The following is a 21,958-nucleotide window of genomic DNA, read 5'->3' as shown; positions in this document are numbered from 1 at the left end:
GAATACGGCCCGATTGGGCTATTTTTAGCCTTTTAATTTTTGTGGTGTGTGTAGTGATTGAATCAATGATGCTTCAGCCAACCCGGCCGTCTGGCCTAGCCCGCTCCTGGGCCGCCTTTAGCTTATCAACGCTCTTGGCGATCGCTCTATGCACGATCGTGGAACCTGCCCGAGGACAAACGGATATTCCGGCGGATACTCCGGCATTGCCCGCCGATCCAGAACTAACGGTTCCCCCCACCGATGACCTTGCAGTTCCCGAAGTGGAGCCACCGGGTATAGAAACAGCCCCCCAGGGAGAGCCTCCCAACGACGTGCCAGCAGTTCCGGCCCCAGCACCCCCCGGTTTACCCTTTGGCCAACCACCACAAACAGACAGTGAACCCCAAGTCCTCATTGCCGAAGTTGTCGTCCGAGGGGCCACGCCCGAACTTGAACAACTGGTCTACCAGGTCATCTCTACCCGCCCTGGCAGTACGGCGACCCGGAGTCAACTCCAACAGGATACCAATGCCATTTACGGTACCGGCTTTTTTGCCGATGTGCGAGCCGAACCATCAGATACCCCCTTGGGGGTGCGTGTCACCTTTAATGTCCAACCCTATCCAATTCTGCGGGCGGTACAAGTCGCTGGCAACCAAATCCTGACCCAAGAAGAAGTGACGGAAATTTTCGCTCCCCAGGTTGGTCGCAATATTAACCTCAAGGAACTCCAGGAAGGGATTGAGCAGATTAATACGTTTTACAAGGATCGAGGCTATATTCTGGGTCAAGTCGTGGGGACTCCTCAGATTGACTCCGATGGCGTGATCACGATACAGGTTGCAGAAGGAGTTGTGGAGCAAATTACCTTTAATTTTCTGGATAAAGAAGGGGAGCCAGGCAAGCAACGAACCCGTGACTACATTATTAGTCGGGAAATGGATACCCAGCCAGGGGAAGTCTTAAATCAAGAGACGGTCCAGGGGGACTTGCGGCGGCTCTTTGATCTAGGTCTTTTTGACGATGTTCAGGTAGCTCTAGAACCGGGTCAGGATCCACGCAAAGTCAATCTGATACTCAACATTACTGAACGCAATACCGGCAGTATTTCGGCGGGAGCTGGGTTTAGTTCTGGTTCCGGTTTCTTTGGTACGGTAGCTTTTCAACAAAATAATCTTCTTGGTCGTAATTATAAATTTAATACGGAAGTTCAGGGGGGTACTCGTGGCGAACTTCTATTTGATATTAGCTTCACGGATCCCTGGATTAAGGGAGACCCCTTTCGCACGTCCTATACGGCGAATCTATTTAACCGGATTACTGTGCCCTATGTCTTTAGCAATGGCCCCATTGATGTTCCCTTGGCCAATGGCAGTCTACCCCGGATTAACCGGCTAGGGACAGCGGTGGTCTTCACCCGGCCCTTTACCAAGGAGCGAGAGCAGATTCGTACCTCCTGGATTGGTTCCCTGGGTTTACAGTTTCAACAGGTGACTTCGCGAGATGCCTCCTTCACTATTGTGCCCACGGATGTACTGGGCAACCCCCTCACCTTTAATAGTACGGGCCGGGATAATCTGTTGACGGTTCAGGCGGCAATTCTGCGAGATTTACGGAATGATCCGATCCGAGCCACCAGTGGTAGCGTGATCCGTCTGGGAACAGAGCAATCCATTCCGGCGGGAAATGGCAATATCTTAATGAATCGGGTACGGGGTAGCTATAGTTATTTTATTCCGGTGGGTTTCTTAAAGATTGAGGGCCCCCAAACCCTAGCCTTTAACCTACAGGCCGGAAGTGTGTTTGGTGATTTGCCACCCTACGAAGCCTTTACCCTTGGCGGGTCAAATTCGGTACGGGGTTGGGAAGAAGGATCCCTCGGTTCTGGTCGGAGTTTTATTCAAGGCACGGTAGAATACCGCTTTCCCGTCTTCAATATCATTGGTGGTGCCCTGTTTGTGGATGCTGCTAGCCTCCTGGGAACCCAGTCCAATGTTCCGGGTCAACCGGGTATTGTCCGGGGTAAGCCTGGGGAAGGGGTTGGTTACGGTGGGGGGGTACGGGTGAATACGCCCCTGGGTAATGTTCGGATTGACTTTGGTTGGAATAATGAAGGGGGGACTGCATTTAGTTTTGGTATTGGAGAACGGTTTTAGAGATGGGGGTTCAGGATGTGCAGGTGTTGTCCCAGCGATCGCCCATTCTTAGCGATCGCCAACACACCCTCGTCCGCTCATTAAGCTGGTCAGGAATTGGTCTCCATTCTGGACTAGATGTAAAGGTCTGCCTAGAGCCTGCGCCAGTGGATTATGGCCGCGTCTTTGTCCGGGTGGATTTACCCGATCGCCCAGGCATTAAAGCCCAGGTGCAACAGGTTCGCTCCAGTCAACTATCAACGGAACTGATTGCGTCTGATGTATCTATACGAACAGTGGAGCATTTATTAGCGGCCCTAGCGATCGCTGGCGTTGATAATGTAATCATTCAAATCACGGGTCCAGAAGTCCCGTTGCTAGATGGATCTGCCCAGGCCTGGTTAGGGCCGATCCTTGAGTCTGGAGTCATTCTCCAGGATTCTCCTCGCAACCAACGCATCCTAAGCGAGGCGATCACCATCCATGCTGGAGAGGCCTTTGTTGCCGCATTCCCGTCCCCTCGGACGCGCCTGAGTTACGGCATTGAATTTGACTATGCGGTGATTGGTCAACAGTGGCGAACCGTAGAGTTAAGTGATTTAAGTCACGAGATTGCCCCGGCCCGTACCTTTGGTTTTGCTGAACAAGTTGAGCAACTACGTTCGGCTGGCTTAATTCAAGGGGGAAGTCTTGAAAATGCCCTGGTTTGTAGTCATGAGGGCTGGTTGAATCCCCCCCTACGTTTTGCCGATGAGCCGGTACGTCATAAAATTCTCGATTTTTGGGGAGATCTATCCCTCCTTGGCGTACCTCCTGTTGCCCACTATGTTGCGTTTAAGGCGAGCCATCATTTACATACCCAACTGGCGATCGCCATTGAGCATCATCTTGGATAGAAAAATGTTTCTTTTGGGAAAATGCGCGACAACCTCTGTAAATACCTAGCGGAAAAATATCCCACCGCCTTTACCCAGTGGCTCCTCAAGGATTCCTCAGAAAATGTATCAATCCTGAAAACAGAACTGAACCTCGAACCCATCCGCGCCGATTCCGTAACATTGGTGCAGACCCAGAACTGTATTCTCCATTTAGAATTTCAAGTCGAGCCAGAGCCGACATTGCCCTTACGAATGCTGGACTATTGGCTGAGACTCTATCGCACCCATCACTGCAAGATTGTCCAAGTCTTGATTTTGCTACGGCGAACAAAGGTTCATGTGCCCAATGTCTTTGAGTTGCCAAGCACTATTCATCGCTATCGAGTGATTAAACTCTGGGAAGAAGACCCCAATCAATTTTTTAGGATTCCGCCCCTGCTTCCTTTTGCGGTCTTGGGTAAAACAGAAAATGAAGCAGCCCTATTGCAGTCCGTCGCCGATAAAATTGGTGAAATTGAATCAGTCCAATCGCGGCAGGACTTGAGTAACGTCGTTCAACTATTGGCTGGGTTACAGTACAGTAAGGAGCTTATTAAAAGTATTTTTCGGGAGGGAATGATGCGCGAATCGGTCATTTATCAAGACATTCTCCAAGAAGGACGACAAGAAGGACGGCAGGAGGGGCAACGGGAGGAAGCCTGTACGCTCATCCTGCGATTACTCACTCGCCGAGTGGGGCCCACCCCTGATGCATTTGTAACCCAAATCAATGCTCTATCCCTGGAGCAATTGGAATCCTTGGGAGAAGATCTGTTAGATTTTCAAAACCTCCACGATCTAGAGACTTGGCTGAGGGCACTCTAACCCCCATTTACTAGCATTCAGGGCAGATAGGGTCATCATGAGTTCTGGAGCTGAGGACGAGCAACTCTCAATTTTGCCTTGAGACGATAACAGGTCATTTGATAACTGCATGATAGGTTGCTTCAACCCCCAGCTTTTCCCATAGCCATTGCGGCACATGTCCATCTCTATTTTGGGGAACGTTGCTGTTCCCATCGCCATAGACTGAGCATGACTACCACGACACCGATCTGTAGGGCTAGACTCCAGCCAATATCCTCTCCTCCGTGGCCAGCGATCGCCTTGAGGAAAAGAATAAAACCTCCCATAAGGCCCGATGCCGCAAAAACAAGATAAAACACCTGGCGTAGTCCACGGAAAGGAGCCTGAGCTTCCCTACGTAAACGACTTAGATAGGAGGGATCGGGGGGAGACAATGTAAGTTTACTCGTGAAGGATTCTAAAAAAGTTCAGAAATACAAAGATAAAATTTAATCTTAAACTAATCCTATTTTAATCTAAGTCATTAAATTGTAGGTACGATAGGCCTAATTGCTAAAAAGGGGATGTTTTTATGCCTCAGGTTGTTTGTTATCCTGACAATAAATCTGTTGATCTTGAATCAGGGCAGACCATTCTCGATGGCTTACTCAATGGGGATATTCCCATTACCAATGTGTGTGGTGGCCAGGCCTACTGTTCAACGTGCCGGGTCATGCTGCTCGAAGGAATTGAAAACTGTACCGATGCCACCCAAAGTGAAATTGCCCTAGCTAAAAAGCTAGATTTTCCCTTTCATGTGCGCCTCGCTTGCCAAACCAAGGTGCTGCAAGGGGATGTCAAGGTACGGCGATTAGTGAATGATGATCAAGATATTGATATTGTGGATCATCAGTTTTCCAGCGGCACAACAGGGAATAAAAAGGCCGTTACCCTATTAGTGGCAAAGATCCGAGGGGCGACTAATTTTGATGAAATTAATTTTCCCTATGATACGTTCTACACTATGAGCCGCTATTTTCAGTGTTTACACAAAATTGTTCATCAGTATGGTGGGGTGATCAATAACTATATGGATCATCTGGCTATTGCCACGTTTGGAATCAATCACGAAAGTAATTCAGCGGCGCAGGCGGTGTGGGCAGGCCTGGAAATGCTGAAATCCCAAGAAGAACTTAATCATTTTCTGGGACAATTATCCTATCAACCCTTGAATTTAACTATTGGTTTACATTTTGCTGAGGTGGTACTGGTGGCGGCGGATCCCCAGCGGCTGGATTTAATTATTCCCGTCGGCTCTGCGGTCAGTTTATCCCAGCAGATTGAAGCGAGTAATGTACGGGCTAAAACCAGTATTTTAATGTCTGAGTCGGTCTATGCCCAGGTACAGTCCCAGGTGATTTTAGGGCGCAAGGGCAATATTACCGTGGGGGACCAGGACATTAAGGTCTTTGAACCGGTGGGCATGACGGGAGATCCGCCAGTGATCGAACAAGTTACCGCAGCGGAATCCAAGTCATTATTGGGACGGGTATCAACGTTTATGGATCGTTTTTCTGGTAAAAAGCGTCGCTAGAGTCATTTTTATTGAGTTGTATTAAGAGTACCTCGAAAAATTGCTCGATCTGCTAAAAATAGAGGCTGAAACCATTGAAATCTCGTTTGCGATCGCCCCAAATTTTGAATTAATCGAGGTGCGCTTGATTAATAGTTTTTAATGAATAGCTCTCGACCTGCTGCTGCGCCGTCCTGTTTATAGTTGTTCATGCCGTACTGAAGGGTCCATTCGCTGATGGTGGCGAAGTGAAAGAGATCTCTTATTTCTGGGGAATCATCGTAGGTGATCAGCCATTTGTGGGGGCATTGATACATATTTTTAGCAAATTTTTCATGATCAAAGCTCGTATGTAGATCCCCTTTGCGGCCATAGAGTTTAGATTTGGTGGCACTCAGGTAAGGCGGATCTAAAAAGATAAAGACCTGCTCCCCAGGCTCAAATAAAAGGGTCTCATAATCTTGATTTGTTATGCAGGTTGCTGAGAGTTGATCGGCTAATTTATGGAGGCGGTGGATAGAGGATAGGGTAAATCGCCGCTCAAAGGCCTGCTGGGAATAGCCGCCGGAATCAACGGTTCCAGAGAAGGTGATCCGATTGAGGATGAAAAAGCGAACGGCCCGATCAAATTCCGTTAAGTCTAGGTTTTCAGTCGTTAAAGAACGAAATAACTCTCTACCATCCCTGCGGGTTTGCCAGATGTTTGTTACTGTTTCGACCAGGGAATTAATCTCTCTTTGGGCAACTAACCAAAAGCAATGGAGATCAAGATTCAGATCATTGATCCAGTAATGTTTGATTTGATAGCCTGGGAGTTGCCGCGCCGCTAAAAAAACAGAGCCGCCACCAAGAAAGGGTTCCCGATATTCTTGAATCACCGCTGGAAACTGGGGCAGAATTTTTCCGAGAGCTTTTGATTTGCCGCCGGGATAACGAAGAGGGCTTTTGATGGGATGCATCGCTATCTAGATTCTTGCCGATCGCCGCAGGAATAGCATCGTTTAAGTCATTGTTGATTTAGTTGATTTATTTTTCATTTGCACTATTTTTGTAGGTAGGGTGTGAGGGGTTCCGCATCCTGGAACAGGGGTGTGGTGAGATACCGTTCCCCAAAACTTGGTTGTACCATCACAATCAGTTTCCCTTCATTTTCGGGGCGTTGTCCCACCTGAATAGCGGCATAGAGGGCGGCTCCACTGGAAATTCCCGAAAGGAGGCCCTCTTCTCGGGCTAAGCGACGACCGTAGGCGATCGCCTGATCATCACTCACCGCAATCACTTCATCCACCAGATCTAATCTTAAAACTGGGGGGACAAACCCGGCCCCAATGCCTTGAATTTTGTGGGGGCCAGGACTGCCGCCGGATAGGACGGGACTATTCACTGGCTCAACGGCGATCGCCTGAAAGGATGGCTTCCGTTGCTTAATCACCTCTGCCACCCCCGTAATTGTACCCCCTGTGCCTACTCCAGAGACTAAAATGTCCACTTCCCCATCGGTATCTTGCCAGATTTCTTCTGCGGTCGTATTGCGGTGAATCTTAGGATTGGCCGGGTTACTAAACTGTTGCAGCATAAAGGCATCGGGTAAGGACTTGACAATTTCCTGGGCCCGCTGAATACAGCCACTCATACCACCAATGCCAGGGGTTAATTCCAACTCGGCCCCGTAGGCCCGCAACATAGCCCGTCGCTCCGAACTCATGGTTTCCGGCATCGTCAAAATCAACCGGTATCCCTTTGCCGCTGCAACCATGGCTAGGGCAATGCCCGTATTTCCAGAGGTTGGCTCCACTAAGACCGTTTTCCCAGGGGTAATGACACCCTCTTTTTCCGCCTCATTAATCATGCTGATGCCAATGCGATCCTTGACGGATGCGGCGGGATTCATGCTCTCAAGTTTCACCACAATTCGGGCCAGACAACCTTCTGTGGCCGGAATTCGGTTCAATTGCACTAAGGGAGTCCGACCAATCAGCACCGTAATATCCGCTGCAATATTCATGGAAGTTCTTTCTCCTCTAAGGTTTAAATGTAATACATAATATCGAGTTGTTTTTTGCTGCGGCGGCGATCGCACAGATCCTGAAGCGTATAGTTTTCTAAGACCGTATTAGCTGCTTGACAGGCTTCTTGCCAGGCCGCTCGAATTACACTGCGCTCTAGGTCTTCACTGTGGGTTGCAGGATGGGTAGGGGTCGTATCCACCCCCTCAATACAATCTAGGACATCCAAGAGGGTGACATGCCAAGGAGCTTTGGCCAAAAGATAGCCCCCCCTTGCCCCCCGCTGACTGCGAATTAACCCTTGCCGCCGCAGAGTTGCCAATAATTGCTCTAGGTAGCGATCGGGAATATTGTGCATAGCAGCAATTTGACGGATTTGCATCGGCTCTTCTTTGCGATAGGCCTCAGACATTTCCAGGAGGGCCAAAAGAGCATACTCGCTTTTAGAGGATAGTTCCACAATTCCTGCGCCTGCTGAGAACTACCTATTGAGTATACCCCACTCCTTGACCGGAATTTAGGAGATTAACCCATCATCCACCACAATTACCACCCTGGAGATACCGGACCTTAGGCAAAGAGGTTATAGCGGAGAATGCAATAGATGGCCCGAAAGCCATCCCGCCAGCCAATTTTTTTACCCTCTTTATAGGTACGCCCATAGTAAGAAATGCCAACCTCATAGATACGGCAATTCAGTTTAGCGACCTTGGCAGTGATTTCTGGTTCAAAACCAAAGCGATTTTCACAGATGTTAATTCCCTGAATGATCTCGCGGCGGAAGGCTTTGTAACAGGTTTCCATATCCGTTAAGTTGATATTCGTAAAAATATTAGAAAGGGTTGTCAAAAAACCATTGCCCACCCGATGCCAGTAGTAAACCACTCGATGGGGCCGTCCCCCCTGAAACCGGGATCCAAAGACCACATCGGCTTTATTATTTAGGATTGGCTCAATCATCGTGGGGTATTCCTGGGGGTCATACTCCAAATCCGCATCCTGGACAATGACAATATCTCCCCGGGCAACAGCAAATCCGGTGCGGAGGGCCGCCCCCTTTCCTTGGTTTTTTTCGTGGTAGATGACTTGATCTACGGTTTTGGCAAGGTGATCCTGCAAAAGCTGACGGGTTCCATCCGTTGAATAGTCATCCACAATAATAATTTCTAGGGATGGGATAGGCGTTGCTTTAACGGCCTGAATCACCGCTTCAATGGTTTCAACTTCGTTATAGCAAGGGATGACAACCGACAGCATTTTAACGTTTCATTGCTTCCTGACGCAGTTTTTTTGCATCCCGTTGGTTGGCGGCAGCCAGATCCGCATCGAGGAGGGTTTTCCCGGTGGCGGCTAGGTACACATCATCTAGACTGGGACGGGATTGGGCAATACCAAAGGCGGGTAAACCCATCTGATGGAGGGTTTCCTGAACTCGACTGAGGACATCGGCCTGGGGTGTGACCACTAAGTTGAGGGTGTTTCCCTGGGCCCCATTGATAATGACATCTTGAACAACGTCGAGACCCATGAGGAGATCGCGGGCCCGTTCTGCTTCTTCGAGGGGGGTAAACTCGCGAATGCGTAGGGTAATGCGATCGCCCCCTAACTGGGATTTCAAAACCTCGGGTTCCCCGGAGGCAATCACCTTGCCATGGTCAATAATCGCCACCCGATCGCTGAGGGCATCCACCTCTTCTAGATAATGACTGGTTAATAAAATGGTGAGTCCCTGATCTCTGAGTTCCTGCAAGATGCGCCAAATCACCTGACGGCTTTCAATATCTAGGCCCACCGTGGGTTCATCCAGGACTAACACCTGGGGTTGGTGTAGTAATCCCGCCGCCAGATCAAACCGCTTGCGAATCCCACCGGAGTAGGTTCCACAGGGGCGATCGCGCCATTCCTCTAAGTCCAGTAGTTTCAAGATCGAGTCAATCCGCTCCCGAATCAGGGGCCGGGGGAGGTGGTAGAGGGCGGCCTGTAATTCCAGAAACTCTTGGCCCGTTAAAATCTTATCCAGAGCCACATCCTGGGCCACATAGCCCAGCTTTTGCCGCACCAGTCGCGGCGACTGCACCACCGGGATACCACAGACTTCGAGTTCACCGCCATCGGGAATAGAAAGGGTACAGAGACAGCGGAGGGTGGTTGTTTTACCGGAGCCATTGGGGCCAAGGAGACCAAAGATTTTTCCCGCCTCAATTTCAAAGGAAACATCTCGAATTGCTTCCACCTTGCCGTAGGTCTTGCGTAGATGTTCAACCCTAACTGCGTTCATGTGTGCGTCCATCTATCCTGTTGAGGGGTTTATTTACCCGATCGGTCTCTTTCAAGTTTACTGCCATTGGCAGAGGGATCTTTTGATTCATGGTCAGACTGAATCCCAAATCCCAACTCTAGTATCTTCTGGCCAATACGTTTTGCGGCCCCCGGTGCCCCTAAGCGTTTTTGACCATTGCGGCGGATCTGCTCTAACTGCGTCGGATTCTGCAATAGGGCCCGTAACCGTGGAAAGGCAAGTTCGGGGGACTCCACCCGCTCAATGGAACACCCCAGTAACCGTGCTTGATTCAGGGCAAAGTTTAGGGTGAATTGGGGGCCATTTCCGGCAAAGGTGACGACCGGTTTCCCCAGCCCCACACATTGCTCCGTGGCGGTTCCGGCCATGGCGATCGCCCCGTCTGCTAAATGGACACAGGCCGCAAAAGCCCTTTGGGTAAGGGCCAGAAAGCACAGCCCCCGCTGCCATAGCCGCTGTTCCGTTTCCGCAAAGCCCATCATTGCCAACTCTGGTGGCCAGGAAATCGATTGCCAGCCCTGGGTTTCCATTTCCTGAATCAATGTTGCGTTCTCTAACCCTGGGGCGATCGCCGCCAACAGTAACGATGACGCTGGGGGATGGCTAGGATCGGGCTGTTGACTATAATTTGTTGCTGCCTCGATCATCCGCTGCCAATTCTCGTAGGCCTCTGGGGGCCGGGAGCCTGGCAATAGGGTAACAACATAGGTGTAGGGCAGGTCTGGACGAGTGATCCTAGGTGGCGGCAAATCATCCATCATCGGATTACCCAGATCAAAGGCCCTAATCCGCCGTGACATTAGGGTTTCCGTGGTTAGGAAATCCCGGGGAAAGACCCCCAAGCACCGAGGGCGAGCCATTAACCATCGTTCCCAAGGGGCATAGGCTCCCCCCAACCATCGCTCAGACCAGGGGGTATGATCCAGCCATCCCTCCTCCGTGCGTAGGTAATATTCCGATTTGGCCGTGCCAATAAAGACATAATTGATGCCACTCAACCAGGCAAATAACAGGGGCACAATGTCTCCCACCGCTAACACTAAGGCGGGCTGGGGCGATCGCCCCACCTGTTTTGCCCATCGCCAAATTGTTTTCAATTGATCCAGAGTTAAACGAACCAGGCCCCCTTGAATATCCCGCCATAGCTGTCGCCGATCCATATAGATGAATCCCCCCGAAGGCATCGCCTGAACCCGCCCAATGATTCTAATTTGATGCCGCTGGTAACGCTTTCCTTCACCGACAATGGGCAATGCGGCTAAGGGCAGTTGGGGATCCAATGCTTGAATGGCGACTAAAATAGCCGTTGCGATCTCATCTTCGCCGTGGCCATTACTCAAACAAAGGAGGCGGGGGGATGGGGGTATCATAAACAGGTATAGGGCTATGGCAACGTCAGCATCGTTATTCCCAATCCGATGATTTAGAATGATTTTGATGACACAGGTTACTATACCCTTTATTGACACCCCTTATTGCTGTTGTTTCTCTACCCCTATCATTTTTAATTGTGAATTAACTGTGAATTAATTTCGACGTAAAATTAATTTCGACGTAATTGTAATCCTATGCCCAACCCATCCCTAGAGTCCTCATCGGAAATGGCTTCCCCAGATATCAAGTACGGTGAACGGGACATTGCCGAGGGTAAGCTCATAACCTTTCCCAATCCGCGCCCAGGCCGCCGTTATACCATTGACATTACTCTGCCTGAATTTACCTGCAAATGTCCGTTTTCTGGCTACCCGGATTTTGCAACGATTCATATCACCTATTACCCGGATCAAACCGTCGTTGAACTCAAAGCCATCAAGCTTTATATCAATAGCTATCGCGATCGCTACATTTCCCACGAAGAATCAGTCAATCAAATTTTGGATGACCTAGTGGCTGCCTGTGATCCCCTAGGGATGACCATCAAAGGTGACTTTGCGCCCCGGGGAAATGTGCATACGGTGATTGAGGTTCACCATGTTCAGGGAGCAAACCTTTAATCATTCTTAAAAGGGTTTCAGACCTAAAAATGTGCGAATGTCGGCGGCGGTTTCCTCTTTGGGCTTGCGGTTGCTGGTTTTATAGCTTCGTATTGGCACCCGATCGCCAGAATTCATGACGAGGGTTATGCCATAAACCATTCCCCCCTTGGAGGATCGCGCTGATTCCACATCAACAGCATGAATATACTGAAGATTATATTCCCGGACGGTTTGACCAAAAACCCCCTTATAGGTCATGGTGAGAGTGCCTTGGGTCTTATCAAAATCAAGAATCAAAGTTTTGCCAAAGCCAAGTACCATCACAAGCGCAGAACAGATAAATATGCTACTAATGCCAAGGGCAAACCAGCGATCGTCCCGCTCCTCTTGTAGTTCTACAATTTGCGGATTAGTCACAAATTGATTGATGCGACTAGCTAAACTGTTATGCCATTGGGCCCCGGAGTTATAGGTTCCAAATCTAACGATCCCTTCACGGGTAATCAATTGTACTTGGTAGCTGCGGCTGTTGCGACTTCGTTTAGAATCCACTCGCGCTTCCTGAATTGCTTGAATCGGAACACGCTGAATCCGGGTTCCCGCCAAGATATACCTACTTGTTAGTCGGCATTGTCCATCCGTGGGTGTAAATCGACGGCAAAGAACCTCATGTTTGCCAATTGTAAAGAGGGGGAAGGTAATCATGCCGATGAACACGACTCCCATGATCCAAAATAGCCACGGGCGATCGCGCAAAACTAGACGATTATGACTGTGTTCTAAACGCTCCATCCTGACGATCTCATTGCTATAGCGATCTGAAATAAATTATGAACAAGAGTTAAACTGAGAGGAGTCCTTAGAGAAAAATTTAGACCACCCCCATGGAAACCCTCGAACAGTTCATCCAAAGCAATCCCAACCCCCGAGAACTCAAACGTGCTCTTGCTGTACACATGAGTCAACAAAACGATACCTATCGGGAAATCCGTGATGTCCTCCAGGTATCCATCGGGTTTGTGAGTGCGTGCTGTCAACGCTACCAGGAACAAGGGATAGAGGGTCTCAAATTGAACTACTGGGGAACCCAAGTGACCATGTCTGGAAAAAGTGGACAGTGAAATTAAGCGGAAATGGGTGAAATTAGGGAGCGGTAATACTGATCCTCAAATTGAGCAGGGGATAGAAAACCGAGAGTGGAATGAAGGCGTTTACGGTTGTAGAAGACTTCAATCCATTCAACAATGGTCGTCCTGGCAATCGCCCGGTTTGGAAACACCGTGGGGTGAATCAGCTCGGTTTTTATCGTGCCGAAAAAGCGTTCAGCGACCGCATTATCCCAGCAGTTGCCCCGACGGCTCATACTACAGGCTATATTAGCTTGCCTTAGTGCCTGTTGATAGTCGTGACTGGCATATTGTGACCCCCGGTCTGAGTGAAATAATAAACCAGCGCTTGACGGTTTCCGGTGTCCCAAGGCGGCAGACAACGCGGTCAAAACCAGTTCGGTGCGCAAATGCTCGGCAATAGACCATCCCACCACCCTACGAGAGAATAGGTCGAGAATGACCGCTAGATAGACCCATCCTTCGGCTGTCCAGATATAGGTGATATCGGCCACCCACACTTGGTCTGAGGCATCTGTCTTAAAGCAACGATCTAAGGTATTCTCTGCTATCGGTAGCCGATGATTTGAATCCGTTGTTCCCTTAAATTTCCGTCGCAGATGGGCATTGATCCCCAAGTTTGCCATTAATCGGATCACCCGTTGACGGCTGATCGGGAAGCCTTGAGCAGCTAAGGCTGCTTGTATCCTCGGTGAGCCATAGGTTTGACGGCTCTCTTGCTGAATCTGTTGAATCATTTGGCTCAATGTCTCATTCTCCTTACCTCGGGGCGATAATGGTCGGTTGCACCAGGCATAATAGCCACTTCTCGATTGCTTTAAGACCTGGCACATCAGGCTGATGGGAAAATGTGCCTTCTGGGCATCGATTAGCTCATAGGGTCTGAACTTTCCCGTGCAAAGAAGGCTGCGGCTTTTTTTAGGAAATCACGCTCCATCTCGACCCGCTTCAAGTCTTTGCGTAATGCCGTCAGTTCCGCCCGTTCCTGCGTGGTCAATGCCCCTTGGTTGCCACCACCCTGGTCAATGATTGCTTGTTTGACCCATTGGCGTAGGGCACTTTCTGTCAAACCCATTTCCTGGGCGACGTGGCTGATCGGCTTCCCTGACTGTTGCACAATTGCCACAGCTTGAGCTTTTTGTTCGGCAGTAAATGTTCGTCTTGGTTTTTGGCTCATTTGGACATTCTCCTTCATTGGCGACTCTTGGAGTTTGTCCACTTTTTTCAGTCAGGGTCAGCTTGCCGAGTCAAGTCTTGTTCAATATCTGGCGGTAGATCGATCGTGATTTGCATGCTTTTTTCTCCATTGATTATTCAGATATGATCCATTACTCACCTTTAATTCCGGCTTCGATCGCTTTCAAAAATGGGCTAATCCACCACTGATCTGAAGCCTTTTGCAGTGCTTCAAAGAGGAATGCCTGTCCGCCAACTTTCACACGCATCATCAAAGTTGGGTTTTGCTGTACCTCCTTTACTGCCTCTGCCACAACAATCTGTTGCTCGGATGCGGTTGAAGTTGGATAAGTTTGAGTAAGCAGGTTGAAAATCTGCTGAATCTCATCAAAGGCTTCTACCAAATTTTGGTCTGAAGTATAGTTATGTACTGTACCGATTTGATCTCCATGGACGGTGCTATTGAAATTAACTGCTCCTACAGAACCACCAAAGTTAAGATTTGGATTATTCGATCCCGGCATAATTAGAACTCCTGTCTGAATATGTGTATTTTGATTGGTTATCTGATGACTACCTACAAGTTGCAAAATCTGCTCTGGCGTGGATGGCTTCCAAGTATTGCGACGCATATTTGCCTGAGCATCGATCAGGACTTTGCTAAGCCAAGTAATATCCGGTAGTTCTTGGATAAGACGTTGAATTTCAGTACAGGCTTCTTGAGTCCCTCGTTCTTTCAATTGTGATAAAACACTATCTCTTAGTCTTGCAATACCATCTCTAGCTGTGACGGCGTAAGCTATCATCTCACTATGCTCAGGATCTTCATTGTAAGGATATTCATGCACTAGCCAAATATAGAGGTCAGCCAATTGTAGCTCAGCTAAATTTAGCTGAATTCCGTGTGAGTAACGATAGGCAACTAATTCAAGAATTTCCCGCCCAAATGATGAATCTTGCTGAATGAGTGTCCAGATGAATGACCAACTGGATGGATCTGAATTTTCAACTAGTACTCTAGAAGCCATTAGAGCTTTTTCGCGCTCATTCTCATCTAATGACAGGGGCAAAGAAATCAGAGATCTGGCAAAGTCTTTAGCTTCATTTAATCCTTGCTTTAGAAGTTCTTCAAGTAGTTGCCCGATGCATTTGGGTTTAAGTGATGGATCTTTAGCCTTTTCTAACAAAACCAACTTCAACTGCTCATTCCAGCACCTATCAAGGTGATCAATCACAGATAGATAGCTATGTTCCTGATTCTCTTTGTTAATCAGCGCTATCAAAGTCTGGATAAATTCTTGAGAAGCATTTAGGTAAGCGTGCCTAGCTATTTCTAAATAGGAATCTTCATGTTGATTGCTAATCCTAGTACCAATGATGATAGGTGCCCATCTTTGCCATATTTCAGGTGGGAGATTTTCTAAGAAATCTGAGCTTTTTGTCGAAAGTAGCTGTAAAGCTCTGCAACCTGCTAACGCGGGTCGGTTGAAAGTGTTCGTCCCTATCCAGTCATAATCTACATCATCTTGCTTCTGAACATACTCCTTCGCGCCTTCAATAATTCTTATTTGAATAGCCTCTTCTGCATCTTGCCATCCAGGAAGCTTAGTCAAATCTAATTCAAACTCATTATCATAGTGTGTGCTATCAGGTTTGAGAGTCATTTCCATATTAAGCTGCCACCAAGCAGATAAATCTCCAGATTCTAACTTTTCTAAAACTTGGAGGACTCGTTCTCTGGGTGGTGGATCTAGCAAAGGAGGATTTTGTCTATGCGCTTGCATTTCTTCCACTCTGAGGTGATCAACCCTCATTTTTTTAACTTGAGATGAATTTAGCTCAATAGGCGCAAAGTAAGATGAAAAAACTTCTTGCAAAATATTATTAGTCTCAGTGGCTACAATAATTGCATCTATTTGATTGACATTCTGGCGGTTGAAACTCCACTGAATCAGTTGTGCCCAAATTTTCTGAGCCGCTTCACCATTAGAAGTTTGGAGTTTTTCAAGCATCCAGAAAATATCTTCTGAAACCAAAATAGCTTCTGTTAAGGAGCTTAATAGAAAGAATGGATCTTTTCCTGTTCCTGAAATAGCCAAAACAGCTTGCTCGATTAGAGTACGTCGTTTTTTGCTATCGTGCAAAAGCGAAGAAGCAAATTGCTCTTGTAGCTGTCTATTATAGGTAATAATCTTCTGATGCTCTTCCCACTGGACTAGAGCTACTTGAGTGAAACTTTCTGCTACTCCAGGTAAATCGAAGTTTTCCCATGCTTTGAAGAGAAGGGCATCTCCAAATTCCTCAAATGGATGTCCAAAGCATCGTAGACCTTGTCCTTTAAGCCAATCAAGAGCAACCACCAAGTGTTCTGACCGAAGTTGCGGAACTAACTCATGGTTAATAAACCATTGATAGCCACCAAAAAAGTTCCTCTTCTTTGGTCGAGTCAGAGTTTGAAATAATTCCTCTACTGTCAAATGATCTGGCCAAACAGCTTTCAAAGCATATCCCTTAAGCCGACCGTCCTTATCCTCTGGCAATCGTTCAGTCGCAAGCGGCTTTAGCTTCAATCTCGTAGTTGCATTACCAACTGAACAAATTGCATTAGCTGCGCTCACTCTCAAATAGATTGATTGTGTTGAGTCAAGAGCGAGTTCTGCTAACTCATCCTGAAGCTCAGAGATTTCACAAACTTCAGCAATATCGATCGCTAGATCTCGTGCATCAACCTTCTTACTGGAATCACAGATATAAGGGCGTAATTGCTCAACCAATCCAGAATGCTTGAGCTTCGCGTAGTTGTGATAGTTATTTCCACCTCTATCAAATAGTTTTCCTTCTTCATACTGTTTCAACAAGTTCTCTACAATAGATGCTCTGATCTCTGCATCAGTAGGCACATCAGTTTGCAAAAGAACATCTGGATCTGTTTTGATGATCTCTTGAAGCACATCTAACCTCATGCTAGCTAGCCATGCCGCTGTTTCATGAAGCTGAGGAATCAGTTTATGATTTGGATCTTCAGATGAAAAGATTAAATTTCTTATCTGTGCTAGAGGTGTTTCGTGCTGGGTCAAATACCAAGCGGCTAGAAATTCAGCATAGGTTTGATGTGCCCATCCCATTCGATGCAACCCACGGGATGAGAATAAACCAGTATCTAAAACCTCATTAATAACTTTATTGGTAATCTCAAACGGACTTCCATTTATCTTTTCATAGTCACCATAGAGATTATTGAGAAATACGTCCTCATCAGGTATATCAGCTCTGCTGCCTAACCATATTGCAAATCGGTTCGCAAAAATTGTAATTGCAGCAATACGAGCCGCAACTATTAGACGCTTTTCGGGAACCAGATGACTTACTGACCTTAGCGGATGACGCTCTTTATCCTTCGGTTCAGCACATAGCTCTTGGCATCCCTCAAGGTAAAGTTCATACAGCTTCTGGTTAGGCGGAAACTGACCATTATGTTTACGATAGGTATTCAGCAAAAAACCTAAAGTGATTGGTTTGATTGCCAGTGGCACAACATCTTTCTGATCAATTTCCTTTAGAAAATCATCAGAAGAAAGTCCTTCAGCTTTCGCGGCTTCGATAATGTCTATACGGCGAAGTGGGGCTAACTCATAAATTGCAAAGTTAGCTTCTTTCCAAAGATGCTTTAGCCCCTCTTCTAAAATTGCTGGAAATACAAACGTTCGACATGCTAAACGGAGATGAAGACGATCGATATGATTCTGATATTTGGATTTCTTAAGCTCATCAACTAAGCCTGCTGCGAGAGTCGGGATGTTCAAAATCCCTTCATCAAGGCTATCTAGGAACAAATAGAGGTGACAACTACCCTTTAGCCAATCAGTAAAGGTTTCATCTTTGAACAGATCTTCCTTTAGATTGGTACAGGATCGAAGGTTTAGTTCTAAAACTTGACTGGAATCGCAGATTTTCGTGTCTGTAAAAGCTTTAAGGTTCTCTAGCTCCTGAGACTTGCCGATACCGGGTTCCCCTAATAGAACCAGGCATGGAACATCAGCGATCGCCTCTAAACTGACTAAGTCTGGATTACACGCCTTGCCCCATTCTGTATCTGGATCATATAGAAAACCACCGTCAGCTAGATTTATGGTACCTGATCGAGGGCACCAAAAACGTTTCCAGCTATAGGTCTGTTTCGACATACTTAACAGCGATGAGGACAAAACTCTTTCTCAAGGATAACCTTTTACAAAGGGTTTGATGTCCTTACACCTTGTCTAAAGCAGTAGTTACTAAGTTGCCCCTCCTAACAGTCGGAGCAGACTAAACTAACTATTTGGTGGGAGCGGATTCAGGATACCCCATAGGATCATCCCACTGGCGATAGGGAATTTGACTGAGTTGGGCATTATAGTAACGGGGATCATGGGTCACTTCTTCCCCCAACCAGTCCGGCAAGGAGAGGGTTTGCTCTGGGTGGTTCAATTCCACTTCCGCAATAATTAGCCCTTCGTTGTCTCCCGCAAATTCATCAATTTCCCAAACCACATCCCCCAACGGTAATCGATAGCGTGTTTTTTCAATGAGGGGGGGTGGGCACAAATGCTCCAGTAAATCCCAGGCCTCATCCACCGGAATGGCGTAATTAAACTCCCGGCGGCGTAGTCCCTCGCTTTTTCCCTTAATAGTTAAATAGCCGCGATCGCCGGCAATCCGCACCCGCACACTCCGATCTGGATGAGTGGACAGATAGCCCTGGGCATAGGCAATACCGACATCGGCATCATCCTGCCAGCGATCGCTTTGGACTAAAAATTTACGTTCAATTTCCCAGGCCATTGTCAGCCGTACTCCATTCTCGGGGTGAGTTAATTGTTGTTCTAGGTCGCACTAGGTCAGGTAGGCTCGACCATCCTATTGATCAACATCACACCCATCCCTCCGGTGGGGTCACGGTCTGCCTCTATTAAACAGCTTAAGTTAAATAGTAAGAAAAAAGCGTTTTGCTCCATCACGCCATCACCTATTCCGTGTCCCGTTTCTGTGGGTAATCCATTCATGATTCATTCAATTTCAATGCCTGAACTACCATCAACCTGTTCCCCCATGGACTTAGCAAGCTTAGACATTTCCTATCCTTTAGATGGCCCAGAAGCCCTGGCAACCCAGCGGCAAACGACGGATCTGGTGCGTGTCTATCTCCGTGAAATTGGCCGAGTTCGCCTATTGAATCATGCCGAGGAAATTACCCAAGCCCAGCGGGTAAAGCGTTATCAAGATGCTTTAGGAGAACGAGATCGGCGCATTAAAGCCGGAAATTCCACCTTGGCCCACCTCCAAGACCTGTGGCAGATTCACGATCGCCTGGCCAGTCAACGGGGGCAACGCCCTTCCTTAGAGCAGTGGGCCATAGCTGCCCATCTGTCGGTGATGGAACTGCGCCAATTCCTCCATCAAGGTCAAGCTGTCTGGGCCCAAGCCTTGGGGATCTCCGTGGCGGAACTAGAGGTGATTCAAAAACAGGGGATAGCCGCTAAACATCGCCTCATGAATGCCAATCTGCGTTTAGTGGTTTCCGTGGCCAAAAAGTATCAGCATCGGGGAGTTGAGTTCCTAGATTTAATTCAAGAGGGTAATTTAGGGCTAGAGCGGGCCGTAGAAAAGTTTGATCCGTCCAAGGGCTATCGTTTTAGTACCTATTCCTACTGGTGGATTCGCCAAAGTATTACCCGGGCGATCGCCAGCCAAAGTCGTACCATCCGCTTACCGGTTCATGTGGTAGAAAAACTCAACCGGATCAAAAAAGCTCAACGTCAATTATCCCAAACCCATGGCCGTACACCCACCTTGAAGGATATTGCCGCAGAGTTGAATGTGACAGTGGAGGATGTCCGTGACACCCTCGGACGGGTACCCCGCGCCATTTCCCTAGAAACCAAGGTGGGCAAAGATAAGGATACTGAATTGCAAGATCTGCTAGAAACAACGGAGATTTCTCCCGATGCCCGACTGGTTCAGGAAGCTCTCCAACAGGATATCCGCCAACTGTTGAGTGATCTGAGCGATCGGGAGCGGCAAGTCATTGTTCTCCGGTTTGGCTTAGGACAGGAATCTGCCTGCTCCTTAACGGAAACGGGTAAACAGGTTGGCCTCTCTCGGGAACGGGTTCGTCAGATTGAACATCGCGCCCTGCAAAAATTGCGCCAACCCCAGCGTCGCCATCAGGTGCAAGATTACCTAGAGGGACTAGGGTGAGGAATTGATACCCAGATCCATATCTAGAATCCCTAAGGATTTTTGCCACTATGTTTCCCACAATCGTGGTTTCAGATAAGCTACAAGCACAGTGTAAGAAACCAGTTGTGGGTAAGAGGGGAGTATGGAAGGTTTACGGGGTCGGGATCTATTAAGCCTAGGGGATTTACAACCCTCGGAATTGCTCTATCTCCTAGAGTTTGCCACCCAGATGAAAGTCGGGGCGATCGCCCCAAAATGTGCCAAGGTTCTAGGTTTACTGTTTCAAAAAGCCTCTACCCGCACCCGGGTTAGTTTTTCCGTAGCCATGTATCAATTGGGGGGGCAAATCATTGATCTCCATCCCCAATCTACCCAGGTGGGACGGGGGGAACCCTTGGCAGATACGGCCCGTGTCCTCGATCGCTATCTGGATGCCCTAGCGGTACGCACCTTTGCCCAGGCTGACCTAACCACCATTGCCGACCATGCCAGAATTCCGGTGATCAATGCCCTCACCGATCTGGAACACCCCTGTCAAATTTTGGCGGATTTGTTAACCCTACAGGAATCCTTTGGCGGACTATCGGGCCTTACCTTGACCTACATTGGTGACGGCAACAATGTGGCCCATTCCCTCCTGTTGGGGTGTGCCCTCGTTGGCGTTAATATTCGCATTGCCGCTCCACCGGGTTTCCTACCCCTAGCAGCCATTGTGGAACAGGCCCAGGCGATCGCCGCCACTAAAAGTGAAGTGACCATCACCAGTGATCCCGTCGTCGCGGCCCAGGGGGCCCATGCCCTCTATACCGATGTGTGGGCCAGCATGGGCCAGGAAAGTGAAGCCGCCGATCGACTTCCCCTCTTTCAGCCCTATCAAATCAATGATCATATTTTGCAGCAGGCAGACTCCCAAGCCATTGTTCTCCATTGTCTACCTGCCCACCGGGAAGAAGAAATTACCGCCGCCGTTCTGGAAGGCCCCCAATCCCGGGTGTGGGAACAGGCAGAAAACCGACTCCATGCCCAAAAAGCCCTCTTGGCCAGTATTTTAACCTAGGCTCAGTCTCCCCTAGGGGAACGGCTAGGGAGTATCCATGTAACGGATGTAACGCCAAATGTAAAGTTAAGTAACGTTTTTGACGCTTTTCCGTTTTTTTGGTCTAGACTAGCATTCAATACCTTTTAGGTACATATTCTTTACCTTCTTATGGAAGACAAACAGAAAGTTACATTGTATTTGCCGTCGGAACTGCATCGTCAGTTAAAGATTTCATCCGTCGTTCAGCAGGAAACCATGTCTGCCCTAGCGGAGCGGGCAATTGAGTTTTACTTAGAACATGCTGAGTTGGTGGCTGAAGCAGACGCGAACCGCCATGGTGAAGCTCACCGGGTCTATAGCTGCCCAGAATGCGCCAGCGCCTTAGTTGTTCGCGGCAATGAGTTGGCATCCCTGGCCAATCAGCCCACGGTAATCGATGATGAGGGTTTAACTGTTCCCACCCTGCCCACTGAGTTGGTCGCTGCTCGCTAGGCGATTTGTTTGACTCATTTTTAGTTTAACTCGTCTAATCCTTTAGATTAGGGGTCCAAGGGTCAGGGTAAGATGTTGAATTTGGAACGTTCGGAAGATCACAATCCGAGCAATGTTCCCCATTCAATTTTTTATTTTCCCACCCGTTCGTGTCCGATCATTTATTAGTTTCATAAATCTAAGTCGTATCGACTTAAAATAATCCACTTCAATCCACTAAAGAATTAACAA

Annotated in this window: 20 protein-coding genes; 9 read left to right on the top strand and 11 right to left on the bottom strand. The window is 48.1% G+C overall.

Annotation, left to right across the window (positions count from 1 at the left end; translation table 11 throughout):
• Positions 1-53 precede the first annotated feature (53 nt).
• Genes L3556_RS05880 through L3556_RS05870 form a run of 3 tightly spaced genes read left to right on the top strand, consistent with a single transcriptional unit; the run spans position 54 to position 3,859 of the window.
• Positions 54-2,138, top strand: coding sequence for a BamA/TamA family outer membrane protein (locus L3556_RS05880; protein WP_277866374.1), 2,085 nt, complete (start codon positions 54-56; stop codon positions 2,136-2,138).
• A 2-nt stretch (positions 2,139-2,140) separates the two neighbouring features.
• The gene (lpxC, locus tag L3556_RS05875; protein ID WP_277866373.1) at positions 2,141-3,013 is read left to right on the top strand and encodes a UDP-3-O-acyl-N-acetylglucosamine deacetylase; all 873 of its coding nucleotides are present in this window, start codon (positions 2,141-2,143) and stop codon (positions 3,011-3,013) included.
• A gap of 21 nt (positions 3,014-3,034) precedes the next feature.
• Positions 3,035-3,859, top strand: coding sequence for an Rpn family recombination-promoting nuclease/putative transposase (locus tag L3556_RS05870; protein WP_277866372.1), 825 nt, complete (start codon positions 3,035-3,037; stop codon positions 3,857-3,859).
• Between the two features lie 167 nt (positions 3,860-4,026).
• On the opposite strand, the gene L3556_RS05865 is transcribed toward L3556_RS05870, so the two are convergent.
• Entirely contained in the window at positions 4,027-4,275 is a 249-nt protein-coding gene (locus L3556_RS05865; RefSeq protein WP_277866371.1) for a DUF3493 domain-containing protein, read from the bottom strand.
• Positions 4,276-4,412: 137 nt separating this feature from the next.
• On the opposite strand from L3556_RS05865, the gene L3556_RS05860 reads away from it, so the two are divergent.
• Entirely contained in the window at positions 4,413-5,414 is a 1,002-nt protein-coding gene (locus L3556_RS05860) for an adenylate/guanylate cyclase domain-containing protein (RefSeq protein WP_277866370.1), read from the top strand.
• Between the two features lie 128 nt (positions 5,415-5,542).
• Here the strand turns inward: L3556_RS05860 and L3556_RS05855 are convergent, their stop codons facing one another.
• The 6 genes from L3556_RS05855 to L3556_RS05830 all read right to left on the bottom strand — a co-directional run bounded on the left by L3556_RS05855 (position 5,543) and on the right by L3556_RS05830 (position 11,068).
• Complete coding sequence (locus L3556_RS05855) at positions 5,543-6,352, bottom strand: DNA adenine methylase (RefSeq protein WP_277866369.1); 810 nt, start codon at positions 6,350-6,352, stop codon at positions 5,543-5,545.
• A gap of 83 nt (positions 6,353-6,435) precedes the next feature.
• The gene (gene cysK, locus L3556_RS05850; protein ID WP_277866368.1) at positions 6,436-7,398 is read right to left on the bottom strand and encodes a cysteine synthase A; all 963 of its coding nucleotides are present in this window, start codon (positions 7,396-7,398) and stop codon (positions 6,436-6,438) included.
• A 23-nt stretch (positions 7,399-7,421) separates the two neighbouring features.
• Positions 7,422-7,859 carry an Rrf2 family transcriptional regulator gene (locus L3556_RS05845; RefSeq protein ID WP_277866367.1) on the bottom strand — a complete coding sequence of 146 codons (438 nt, stop codon included), beginning with the start codon at positions 7,857-7,859 and terminating at the stop codon, positions 7,422-7,424.
• A 110-nt stretch (positions 7,860-7,969) separates the two neighbouring features.
• A complete protein-coding gene (locus L3556_RS05840) occupies positions 7,970-8,656 on the bottom strand; it encodes a glycosyltransferase family 2 protein (RefSeq protein WP_277866366.1) in 687 nt (228 codons plus the stop codon).
• Position 8,657: 1 nt separating this feature from the next.
• Entirely contained in the window at positions 8,658-9,677 is a 1,020-nt protein-coding gene (locus tag L3556_RS05835) for an ABC transporter ATP-binding protein (RefSeq protein WP_277866365.1), read from the bottom strand.
• A 29-nt stretch (positions 9,678-9,706) separates the two neighbouring features.
• The gene (locus L3556_RS05830; protein ID WP_277866364.1) at positions 9,707-11,068 is read right to left on the bottom strand and encodes a lipid-A-disaccharide synthase-related protein; all 1,362 of its coding nucleotides are present in this window, start codon (positions 11,066-11,068) and stop codon (positions 9,707-9,709) included.
• 198 nt (positions 11,069-11,266) lie between these two features.
• Between L3556_RS05830 and queF the strand changes: the two genes are divergently transcribed.
• The gene (gene queF / locus L3556_RS05825) at positions 11,267-11,692 is read left to right on the top strand and encodes a preQ(1) synthase (protein ID WP_277866363.1); all 426 of its coding nucleotides are present in this window, start codon (positions 11,267-11,269) and stop codon (positions 11,690-11,692) included.
• 6 nt (positions 11,693-11,698) lie between these two features.
• Here the strand turns inward: queF and L3556_RS05820 are convergent, their stop codons facing one another.
• On the bottom strand, positions 11,699-12,466 hold the full coding sequence (locus tag L3556_RS05820) for a hypothetical protein (protein ID WP_277866362.1): 768 nt from the start codon (positions 12,464-12,466) through the stop codon (positions 11,699-11,701).
• A 92-nt stretch (positions 12,467-12,558) separates the two neighbouring features.
• On the opposite strand from L3556_RS05820, the gene L3556_RS05815 reads away from it, so the two are divergent.
• Entirely contained in the window at positions 12,559-12,795 is a 237-nt protein-coding gene (locus tag L3556_RS05815) for a helix-turn-helix domain-containing protein (RefSeq protein ID WP_277866361.1), read from the top strand.
• Between the two features lie 2 nt (positions 12,796-12,797).
• On the opposite strand, the gene L3556_RS05810 is transcribed toward L3556_RS05815, so the two are convergent.
• The 3 genes from L3556_RS05810 to L3556_RS05800 form a co-directional block, all read right to left on the bottom strand.
• Positions 12,798-13,978 (bottom strand): IS3 family transposase gene (locus L3556_RS05810; protein WP_422110773.1). Its coding sequence is split into 2 segments (ribosomal slippage): positions 12,798-13,711 and positions 13,711-13,978, totalling 1,182 coding nucleotides; the frame shifts between segments, so codons are not numbered across the junction.
• Between the two features lie 151 nt (positions 13,979-14,129).
• Complete coding sequence (locus tag L3556_RS05805; RefSeq protein ID WP_277866360.1) at positions 14,130-18,161, bottom strand: NACHT domain-containing protein; 4,032 nt, start codon at positions 18,159-18,161, stop codon at positions 14,130-14,132.
• Between the two features lie 130 nt (positions 18,162-18,291).
• Positions 18,292-18,798: a CYTH domain-containing protein gene (locus tag L3556_RS05800; protein WP_277866359.1), complete on the bottom strand. Its 507-nt coding sequence runs from the start codon at positions 18,796-18,798 to the stop codon at positions 18,292-18,294.
• A 219-nt stretch (positions 18,799-19,017) separates the two neighbouring features.
• On the opposite strand from L3556_RS05800, the gene L3556_RS05795 reads away from it, so the two are divergent.
• From L3556_RS05795 to L3556_RS05785, 3 genes are all read left to right on the top strand, one after another.
• Complete coding sequence (locus L3556_RS05795; RefSeq protein WP_277866358.1) at positions 19,018-20,214, top strand: RNA polymerase sigma factor, RpoD/SigA family; 1,197 nt, start codon at positions 19,018-19,020, stop codon at positions 20,212-20,214.
• A 124-nt stretch (positions 20,215-20,338) separates the two neighbouring features.
• Complete coding sequence (argF, locus tag L3556_RS05790; RefSeq protein ID WP_277866357.1) at positions 20,339-21,253, top strand: ornithine carbamoyltransferase; 915 nt, start codon at positions 20,339-20,341, stop codon at positions 21,251-21,253.
• 150 nt (positions 21,254-21,403) lie between these two features.
• A complete protein-coding gene (locus L3556_RS05785; RefSeq protein ID WP_277866356.1) occupies positions 21,404-21,727 on the top strand; it encodes a slr0373 family blue light stress response protein in 324 nt (107 codons plus the stop codon).
• Positions 21,728-21,958: the final 231 nt, after the last annotated feature.

This window comes from Candidatus Synechococcus calcipolaris G9, assembly GCF_029582805.1.
GTDB lineage: Bacteria > Cyanobacteriota > Cyanobacteriia > Thermosynechococcales > Thermosynechococcaceae > Synechococcus_F > Synechococcus_F calcipolaris.
The sequence above is the reverse complement of the archived record's forward strand: the minus strand, read 5'-3'. Positions and strand labels throughout refer to the sequence as shown.